This window comes from Solibacillus isronensis, assembly GCF_900168685.1.
GTDB lineage: Bacteria > Bacillota > Bacilli > Bacillales_A > Planococcaceae > Solibacillus > Solibacillus isronensis_A.
On record NZ_FVZN01000005.1, the window covers coordinates 97,801 to 104,933 of the forward strand.

At 40.2% G+C, this 7,133-nt stretch carries 7 protein-coding genes and 1 rRNA gene; 3 read left to right on the top strand and 5 right to left on the bottom strand.

The features are described from left to right. Positions 1-43: 43 nt before the first annotated feature. The gene (locus B5473_RS01095; protein ID WP_079523283.1) at positions 44-628 is read right to left on the bottom strand and encodes a helix-turn-helix domain-containing protein; all 585 of its coding nucleotides are present in this window, start codon (positions 626-628) and stop codon (positions 44-46) included. Positions 629-819: 191 nt separating this feature from the next. Between B5473_RS01095 and B5473_RS01100 the strand changes: the two genes are divergently transcribed. Continuing rightward, positions 820-1,326: a GNAT family N-acetyltransferase gene (locus tag B5473_RS01100; RefSeq protein ID WP_079523284.1), complete on the top strand. Its 507-nt coding sequence runs from the start codon at positions 820-822 to the stop codon at positions 1,324-1,326. Positions 1,327-1,536: 210 nt separating this feature from the next. Here the strand turns inward: B5473_RS01100 and B5473_RS01105 are convergent, their stop codons facing one another. The 3 genes from B5473_RS01105 to B5473_RS01115 are packed head-to-tail and all read right to left on the bottom strand — an operon-like array spanning position 1,537 to position 4,045. Next, positions 1,537-2,331 carry an ABC transporter permease gene (locus tag B5473_RS01105; RefSeq protein WP_079523285.1) on the bottom strand — a complete coding sequence of 265 codons (795 nt, stop codon included), beginning with the start codon at positions 2,329-2,331 and terminating at the stop codon, positions 1,537-1,539. Next, positions 2,321-3,067 (bottom strand): ABC transporter ATP-binding protein, encoded by a 747-nt coding sequence (locus B5473_RS01110; RefSeq protein ID WP_079523286.1) that lies wholly within the window; start codon positions 3,065-3,067, stop codon positions 2,321-2,323. The genes B5473_RS01105 and B5473_RS01110 overlap by 11 nt, the downstream gene beginning before the upstream one ends. Further along, the gene (locus B5473_RS01115) at positions 3,068-4,045 is read right to left on the bottom strand and encodes an ABC transporter substrate-binding protein (RefSeq protein ID WP_079523287.1); all 978 of its coding nucleotides are present in this window, start codon (positions 4,043-4,045) and stop codon (positions 3,068-3,070) included. Positions 4,046-4,184: 139 nt separating this feature from the next. Between B5473_RS01115 and B5473_RS01120 the strand changes: the two genes are divergently transcribed. Continuing rightward, positions 4,185-4,799 (top strand): NUDIX hydrolase, encoded by a 615-nt coding sequence (locus B5473_RS01120; protein WP_079523288.1) that lies wholly within the window; start codon positions 4,185-4,187, stop codon positions 4,797-4,799. 416 nt (positions 4,800-5,215) lie between these two features. Here B5473_RS01120 and B5473_RS01125 read toward each other — a convergent pair whose 3' ends face one another. Beyond that, on the bottom strand, positions 5,216-6,703 hold the full coding sequence (locus tag B5473_RS01125) for a carboxypeptidase M32 (RefSeq protein ID WP_079523289.1): 1,488 nt from the start codon (positions 6,701-6,703) through the stop codon (positions 5,216-5,218). Positions 6,704-7,040: 337 nt separating this feature from the next. Between B5473_RS01125 and B5473_RS01130 the strand changes: the two genes are divergently transcribed. Next, positions 7,041-7,133, top strand: a 16S ribosomal RNA gene (locus B5473_RS01130); the annotation flags it as partial.

The following is a 7,133-nucleotide window of genomic DNA, read 5'->3' on the forward strand; positions in this document are numbered from 1 at the left end:
TTATTAGCTGTTGTCTAATAGTTGGAGACTGTTTATTAAGGCATTAAATATACTGATAAAATAATCCGTCACGAGTGTCAAACCAAATTAGTTTCCCGTGTTTTTTACGAGGAATCGTTGCCTGCAAAGCCCATTCAGGGAACTGCTTGTACAATTGAACCTGATCACCTGTTGCCAGTGCGATAAATGATACGTAATGGTCTTTCGTCATTGGGTGGTCTGCAGAAATGGACCATTGCATATCGATTTCTTCTACACTTAGTTTTTGTTCGTCCGTAGCTTTTACAGCAGTTAATGGCTCTAATTTCCGTCCGCAGCACGAAACTGTAAAATTTCCTGTTGCTAAACCGATATTCGAACAGCTTGGACATACATAATAGCTTGAATTTTTCATATTACCTCCTACGAAATCGTTTTGATTTATTTCACCTGTCAGTAAATTTTCTATCGGAATATCGAAGAGGGCAGCGAGCTGAGGGAGAAGTGTAATGTCAGGGCATCCGATCCCTCTTTCCCATTTTGAAATGGTGCGGTCTGATAAAAACAGTGCATCTGCTACTTGTTTTTGTGTCATCCCTTTTCCCTTACGCAATGTATAAATTAATTGGCCAATTTTTTCATTATCCATTCGTTTCCCTCCTACTGTATTTAGCATAAAAGGATTGAAGTCGATTCGCAACAAACGGAACGTAGAGTTGGAATATGTTAAATGGTATTTTGATACGCTGCTTCCAAATTTAATTACAACCGGGAGGCTCCAAAAGGAATTTCTCCTTTTGGTATAGTAATGAGAGAAACAATATAAAGGGGCTTGAACAAATGAAAATTAGAGAAATGAAGCAAGAGGAAATTCAGGCAGTGCGTGTATTGCGTGTAAAAGGATATGGGGAATACGAACAGCACGTTTCACCAGAACACTGGGGTGTATTAAAAACCAGTCTGCTTTCGGATAACGACATTAAAAATAATGCCCAGATTTTCGTGGCCGAAACCGATGGAGCTATTGTCGGCAGCATCGTATTATTTCCTGCCTCCACTCAAGCCTATGACTGGACGGATGATGTGCAGGAATTTCCAGAGATTCGCATGCTTTCTGTAGATCCTGATATTAGGGGGAAAGGCATCGGTCGGGCGTTAGTTGTTCATTGCCTAGAATTAGCGAAAGCAACAGGTTCCGAACAGATTGGACTCCATACAGCTTCATTCATGACAAAAGCATCTGCTCTTTATGAAAGTATGGGCTTCCAACGTGTTCCAGAACGCGACTTGGAACCATTGAATGACGGAATCATTGTGAAAGGCTATCAGCTCAACCTTCTTAGCTAATTGATTCAGTGGTGCGAATGGATTTTCCAATTCAATCTACATCAATTAGTGCCTCGTATGGATATGTTAACCGTCAAGGGAAAAATATAAATTCCAAGTAGAGGTTTTCGTCACTCCCTCCATATAAAAGCAAAAAAACATCCACTTTTCTCCCCCCAGAGGAAAATGGATGTTTTTCAATTTGCCCCGGCGACTTCTTCAACTCACTAATCACTGCTTTTCCAATACCTTTCGTTCAATCAGTTCAACGCCTTTATACATAATCGTTGCCAATACAATAATGATGAGAAGCGCCAAGAATACTAACGTAAAGTTAAACACTTGGAACCCGGAAATAATCAGATAACCAAGACCGCTTGATGATACTAAAAACTCTCCGACAATAACCCCAACCCATGACAAGCCGACATTCACCTTTAAAGTAGAGATAATCGTCGGGGTAGAGGCAGGAAGAATAACATGCCGGAATGTTTCATATTTGGATGCCCGGAAAAGCTGCATTACCTTAATATAGTTTTCGTTTACTTGCTGAAAAGCTGAAAAAATAACGATGGTCGAAATAATAACTGAAATGAGCACACCCATTACTAGAACTGCAAGCATATTCGGTCCGAAAACAACGAGAATCATCGGTCCGATCGCTACTTTAGGCATTGCATTTAATACGACAAGATAGGGGTCCATTACATTGGCAAATGTTTTGGAAGACCATAAGGAAATCGCAAGCAATGTCCCAAGAAGAGTCCCTAATATAAAGCCAACAACGGTTTCGAACAATGTAATCGCAATATGCGGGAATAAGGTGCCGTCCGTTATTTTTGTGATAAATAGGCTCCCAACCGCACGTGGACTACTGAAAATGAGCGGATCCAGTATGCGGAAATGTGTCGTAATCTCCCAAAATAGAAGAAGACCGACAAGGAGCAGTATTTGGAAAGAGAAAATTTTGCGTTTTTCACGTCGCCGTTTCTCATTATATTGCTGCTGCAGCTGTTCAATATTCATCCGAATCAAGCTCCTTCCATATTTCCTGGAATAGTACTTGGAAAGCAGGGGCATTTCTTGCTTCGAATGGTGTTAGTTCACGAACTTCCTGTGGGATGATGAAGCTTTTCACAATAGATCCCGGACGAGGGCTAAAGATAAATACTTTATCACTCATCGCGATGGCTTCGCTAATATCATGCGTTACTAAAATAGTAGTCGTTGAAAATTGTTTCAATGTATCCGATACAAAGTTTTCAAGTGATAGTTTGGATCGGAAATCGAGTGCAGAAAACGGTTCATCAAGCAAAAGTAATGTTGGTTTCACGGCGAGTGTACGGGCAAGCGCAATACGTTGGCGCATTCCCCCTGAAAGCTGCGGCGGATAAAGCTTTTTCGTATGGGCCAATTCGAATTGTTCGAGCAATTCATCAACAATCGAGTGATCTTCTTCTTTTTTTAGCAGTTTCAAACCGAGTGCGACATTGTCTTCAATTGTTTTCCATGGAAACAAAAAATCCTGCTGAAGCATATAGCCGATTTCAACATCCGATTCAGCAAAATCAATCGAACCGGTTGTTGGTTTTAATAAGCCTGCCAGTAATGAGAGCAGTGTGGATTTCCCACAGCCGCTCGGACCTAAAAAGGAGACAAATTCTCCTGAATTAACTGTAAAATTTACATCTTCAAGAGCTGTTGCGACTTGCTGTTCTTTAAAGAAATGATGGGTAACATTTTTCACTTCCAAATAAGTCATTTACTTCACAACCGCATCTGCAAATGACCGGTTTACTAAATCTTTGTATGCTGGCTCAAACTCCAGTACGCCTGCTTCGGTCATTACATCAAGTAGATTTTGGAATTCCTCTTCATCGATAATCGGATCTTTTGCAAAAGACTCCTGATCACGGTAACGCGTCACAACCTGCTCAATAATTTTTTGGTCTGTATCTTCAAAGTAAGGAGCAATCGCTTTTGCCACGTCAGCACTCGATGCTTCGTAAACCCACTTTTGTGCTTTATAAAGGGCCTTCGTAAAGCTATCCATCATTTCTTTTTCAGAGAATGTACTTTCTTTCGCCATAAATACCGTATATGGAATGGCGCCAAGCTCTTCGCCGAATGAAGCGACGATTTTTCCGATGCCTTGCAGTTCAAAAATACTTGCAGTCGGTTCGAAAAGTTGTACATAATCACCTGTACCTGAAGCAAAGGCGTTCGCAATATTAGCAAAATCGATATTTTGAATCAAAGTTAAATCGTTTTGTGGATCAATCCCTTGTTTTTTCAGCACAAATTCGCCGGCCATTTGCGGCATTCCACCAACACGCTGACCTAAAAATGTGCTGCCTTTTAAACCATCCCAGCTAAAGTCAACATTCTGATCACGCGCGACTAAAAATGTTCCGTCTGTTTGCGTAAGCTGTGCAAAGTTAATTACTTTATCGTTCGGATTTTGCCCTGATACATAAACCGACGTTTCAGCTCCAATTAAGGCAATATCAATGCCATCCGATAAAAGCGCGGTCATCGTTTTGTCTCCACCAGGGATAGTTGACAGTTGAATCGATAAACCTTCATCTTCAAAAAAGCCTTCTTCAATCGCTGCATAAAGAGGAGCGTAGAAAATAGAACGGGTTACTTCGCCTACTTTTACTTCCTGTAAATCCTTCTGTCCACAGCCGACCAACAACAATAAAAGCCCAACGAAAAGGGCGGTTCTAAGCCATTTCATTTGGTCATCCTTTTCTCTAATAGTGTTGTTGTATCGTATGCAGTAAAGGGGTGAGAGGTGTTACTTCCATATTTCCATTTCACCATGCAAGGCGGTCATGGTACGATAAAGATAACTATTTAGTAAGGTGGAGAATGTTATGGATTTAAATCATCTGAAAGGACAGCTTGCAAAACCGCAGCCTCTGTTTTTAGGGGAAGACACTGCTTTTCGATCGGCCGTGCTCATCCCGCTTGTAAAAAAACAGGGCGAGTGGCATATTTTGTTTGAGGTGCGTGCGTTAACAATGCGCAAACAACCTGGCGATATTAGCTTTCCGGGCGGAAAAATTGATGAGACGGATGAATCGCCGCTCGCTGCAGCGCTTCGGGAAACACATGAAGAGCTCGGAATCGATCAACAGTCGATTGAACTAATAGGCAATCTCAGTCCATTTGTTATATCACCGGCTTTTGTTGTCTATCCGTTCATCGGAATCATCGAGCAGTCGGAACTGAACACATTTAATAAGGATGAAGTCGAAGAACTGTTTACAGTCCCGTTAAACTGGTTGCTGACGCATGAGCCGTATGTGCATTATGTTCCGGTTGAACCGAAGCCTCCGATTGATTTTCCGTATGATAAAATTGCGAACGGCGAAAATTACGAGTGGCGTTCAAGCCGGATGGAAGAATGGTTTTATGAATATGGAAAGTACACAATTTGGGGTTTAACCGCACGATTGTTAAAGCACTTTATTGAAAAATTAAAATAAAAATTTAGGTGTCTTCCTATTACCGGGGAGACGCCTTTTCCTTTGATTGCCTTAGATCATTAATAGTTTTGATGAGGCGGGAAAATATATAAATCCTATGTTAAAATCAGTGTATTGTTCTAATATTGACACGTAGAAAATGAAGAATCGTATATAGCTTAAATAAAGCGGTACAAAGAACAGGGAATCATAACAAACATAGAATCAGGAGGCATTTATGAAAGGGAAAAAGATGTTATATATAGGAGTTGTAGTGGCGATTGTGATTGCTACAGCTTTAGATATTGCGTTTAAAGGATTAGGTTATCAACTGCTGCAAAAAATAATTTCATAAGTCCGTAGTCACCCGTCGCATATTAAAAGCGGCGGGTTTTAATAAAAAAAGCAAACCTTTTAAGAAAGGCTTGCTTGAAAATCTACAAATTATAAAGCTGCGTATATTTATTCAGTAAGTAGTCAGCCAAATACTTTGCGGAAAGCGGTTCTCCGGTACCTTCCAATATTAACTCATTCGGTTTCTTCAATGCACCGAATTGATGGACTTTATTCGTTAGCCAATCTTTAATAGGTGCTAATTCTCCCCGTTCGCAAAGCTCATCGAAGTTCGGAATGTCCTGATCCATTGCAAATTTCCATTGCGCAGCATACATGAAACCTAGCGCATAGCTTGGGAAGTAGCCAAAGCTGCCGTCACTCCAGTGCATATCCTGCAGTACACCTTCTGCATCATTTTGCGGACGTATCCCTAAATATTCTTCGTATTTTTCATTCCAAACGCGCGGCAAATCTTCCGCCTGTAAATCTCCATTGAAAATCTCTCGCTCAATTTCATAGCGGATCACTATATGAAGCGGATAAGTAAGCTCGTCTGCCTCAATACGTATTAACGAAGGCTCTGAGAAATTGATTGCCTTTAAAAATGCTTCTGCCGGTACGTCCCCAAATTGTTCAGGAGAATGCTTTTGTAAAATAGCGTAATGATGTTTCCAGAAGCTTTCATTTCGTCCGATAATGTTTTCATAAAATAAAGATTGAGATTCATGAATTCCCATCGAAGCACCTGTAGATAATGGCAGGCCGTTTAATGAGGCATCAATATTTTGCTCGTATAAAGCATGTCCACATTCATGAATCGTACCAAAAACAGCGGAACGGAAATCATTTTCATCATACTTTGTTGTAATCCGGATATCTCCGCTGTTTAAACCGATCATGAATGGATGAACCGTCTCATCTAACCGACCTGCTTCAAAGTCGTAGCCAAGCTGCTTCAGCAATTCCAGTGAAGCTGCATGTTGTCCGCTTTTCGGGAAGCGTTTAAATAATAGGGAAGTGTCCGGTTTGTTTTTAGATTCACTGATTGCCTTTACTAAAGGAACGATTGTAGCCTTCAGCTCACCAAATAACACGTCAAGCTTATCCGTCGTCATATTTGGTTCATATTTATCCAATAGTGTATTATAGGCAGAACCGTTTTTAATACCCCAGTACTGAACAAACCGTTTCTGATAATCGATTACTTCTTTTAAGTACGGTAAGAAAATCTGGAAATCTGATTTTTCCTTTGCCTTTTCCCATGCTGCTTCCGATTTCGCTTTTAAAATCGTGTAAGCTTTAAATTCCTCAGCCGGTATCTTTTTAGACTCGTCATATTCTTTCTTAACTTCTTCATAAAGACGCTGTGTCACAAAGTCCAAATTTCCATTTTGAAGCTCAGACAGTATTTTCCCCAGTTCGTCACTCGTTTGGAGAGCAAATAATTCTGCAGACAATGTTCCGATCACTTCCGCACGTTGCTCCAACCCTTTTCGGGGAGCCCCTGTACGCATATCCCAATAAATAACGGAAAGCGCCTCTGAATAGTTTTGCATTTTCTTCACATAATTAATAAAAGTTTGTTGCATAATAGGTTACTCACTCCTTTCACATTTATTATATAGTACTTGGAATCTGTTTTTTTAGTATAAAATATAAAATAATTTTCAAAGGATATATAAATAAGTAGAAACTAATAACAAAAAAAATAGTGAAAAAAAGTTTTTAAAAACTGTTGACGGTTTATCAAAAGGAGTGTAATATTCTAATAGTCGTCAGCAACGAGCTGATAACAAACGAGAAAATGAACCTTGAAAACTGAACAAGCAACGTTAATGAAACAAGCTTCTTAAATGAAGCAAACAATAGATTTCAACTTCTAACGAAGTTGGATCGCTAGCAAAGCAAATGAGCTTTCAAACTACTTTTATGGAGAGTTTGATCCTGGCTCAGGACGAACGCTGGCGGCGTGCCTAATACATGCAAGTCGAGCGGAAATTTTATTGGTGCTTGCACCTT

Coding starts and splice junctions, on each gene's coding strand:
- B5473_RS01095 (WP_079523283.1), bottom strand. CDS start 628: ATGGATAATGAAAAAATTGGCCAATTAATTTATACATTGCGTAAGGGA.
- B5473_RS01100 (WP_079523284.1), top strand. CDS start 820: ATGAAAATTAGAGAAATGAAGCAAGAGGAAATTCAGGCAGTGCGTGTA.
- B5473_RS01105 (WP_079523285.1), bottom strand. CDS start 2,331: ATGAATATTGAACAGCTGCAGCAGCAATATAATGAGAAACGGCGACGT.
- B5473_RS01110 (WP_079523286.1), bottom strand. CDS start 3,067: ATGACTTATTTGGAAGTGAAAAATGTTACCCATCATTTCTTTAAAGAA.
- B5473_RS01115 (WP_079523287.1), bottom strand. CDS start 4,045: ATGAAATGGCTTAGAACCGCCCTTTTCGTTGGGCTTTTATTGTTGTTG.
- B5473_RS01120 (WP_079523288.1), top strand. CDS start 4,185: ATGGATTTAAATCATCTGAAAGGACAGCTTGCAAAACCGCAGCCTCTG.
- B5473_RS01125 (WP_079523289.1), bottom strand. CDS start 6,703: ATGCAACAAACTTTTATTAATTATGTGAAGAAAATGCAAAACTATTCA.